At 59.5% G+C, this 1927-nt stretch carries 1 protein-coding gene; it reads left to right on the forward strand.

All coding sequences use genetic code 11. From position 1 onward, the window contains the following. Positions 1–431, forward strand: a 431-nt coding sequence (locus tag OC184_RS20005) for a peptidoglycan-binding domain-containing protein (RefSeq protein WP_407674418.1), incomplete at its 5' end; no start/stop codon positions are given. Positions 432–1927 lie beyond the last annotated feature (1496 nt).

A 1927-nucleotide genomic window follows, 5' to 3' on the forward strand; every position in this document is an offset into this window, starting at 1 on the left:
TGGTCAGCGCAATCCGCACTGCATCCTTGCGAAATTCATCCGTCCTGACTGTGCCCATGGTTCATCTCCTCTGCTGCACATTACGTGGTCAAAGGAGCGGCACCAAACCGCGACAGGTCCAAGCTTCCCGCGGGGCTACAACAGCGCGGACTATGCTCAACACGGCTATCCCGCCTGGCGTCCGCCTTCGCTCGCTGGCAGGCAATCCCGGATTGCTGGCTCCCGTCCAAACCAAGATCGGCATCGGCTTTCGTGGCCTTGCCGAACACGAGGCGCAGGAGCGGCTCAAGGCCCACGGCTTCCACCCGTTGGGTATCGATAGCGGGTTCGGAGCGAACACCGCGAAGGCAGCCACCGGCCATCAGCTTTCCGCCGGCCTCGCGCAGGACGACATAATGGACCCTGTGGGCCTTGGGCGCACTCTTTTTTAAAGGGGCCGACCATGACCATCCTTCTTATGGAAGCATTTGCCGCTCTTGCCATCTCTGTCGTAAGCCTGCTGTCGCGCCATGTCCGTCTGACGGTGGCCGCGGTTATCTAATCGCGGCACGTCCGGCCGCCGCGCAGGATGACGGCTCCACTTGGGCGTCTGAACGCCGCCGCTCCTCGAGATCACCAGCATCGTTCTGCTGGCCTTACCCACCAAGGCCGCAGCGGGGCCAAACTCGAATTCGGGCCCGGCATTAAGGCTAAACACCTCGATGCGCTGTGCTTGGCGCTGATGAGTAGGGCTCAGCCGCTGCCCGTCAGCTGACCGGTCAGGCGGCCGTAACGCTGATCCTGGACTATGTCCGCCTGTCGGTCCCTGATGCCTTGGCAAAACTGTCGCTCGATCTGAAAATGCTGACGGATCTCGCCGGGCGAAGCTGCAGCAGACTTCGACGGATCGCTTGCGCGAGGCACTGTCCACAGCTTCGGCGATGGCCGCGGAGTGGGGTACGCCGGCCGAATAGCAGGCGCCGTAAACCTCGGGCCATGTTCAGTTGACCGAAGGTGGCATTTAGTGCAGCCGTAACGGCGAGCAATTTGTGTTGGGGGACAGACCGTGAGAAACACGACAACAGTGCAGAGCCTGTCAGTCATTGTGACCGGCCGTATCATCCTGCGCTCCAGCCATGACCTACTCGTCTTCGCCGAGAACCTCCTTCGAGATCGGGTTCTCGTGACTTTCTCGAGCTGAAACAATAAGAAGCCGTTCAGCGCGGGTCTCGCAGATGCCACGGGAATGGGGTTCGTAGGGTTTGTCGCCAAGAAGAACCACTGGTGGCAAAGCGATGTCTTACCGAAAGCCATAGAACAAGTGTCGGAGGTGATATCTCCGACTGCAAACGTAATGGCCTACGGTACTTCGATGGGAGGGGCCGGAGCGCTACTGAGTGCTCAGTTCCTCAAGGTCGATACGCTCCTTGCGGCGGCTCCCCCGATCGTAGTCGATCAGGAACATGCTCCCTGGGAGGAGCGGTTCCCTAGAGTGTCAGACTTGACCAGGCAAATCTTCCCACTGCTGCCGAACATGAGCAATATGACTCGCACTTATGTGCTATATGATCCGCATTTCAAACCTGGCGTGCGCCATCTCGCCTTCATCAGCAACGCCGGGCAGGACTTTCATCGGTGGCCATTGGCCCATTCCAAACACACGCCACTCGATGTCCTCAAGCAGGTCGGATCATATCGCAACTTCACGTCAACCTTCTTCATCGAGCAGGATTTTACGAGGGCTAGGTCGATGATCCCAAGGAGCGCAAGAGGAATGCGCGGCATCGCTGACCTAGCTCGTGCACAGCACCGGGACCCTCGGAAATCGCGGTCACGTCCGTCAAGCTGGTGTAATTTCCCGGGAGGCCTGAGGGCATGATCAGGCGGCTTTCGTGGTTATGCTGAGAATGGGGTCGATCTCCTCGGTGTCGATGCGGGCGAAGGCCTC

The sequence above is a fragment of the Paracoccus rhizosphaerae genome (genome assembly GCF_026162645.1).
In the GTDB taxonomy this organism is placed as follows: Bacteria; Pseudomonadota; Alphaproteobacteria; order Rhodobacterales; family Rhodobacteraceae; genus Paracoccus; species Paracoccus rhizosphaerae.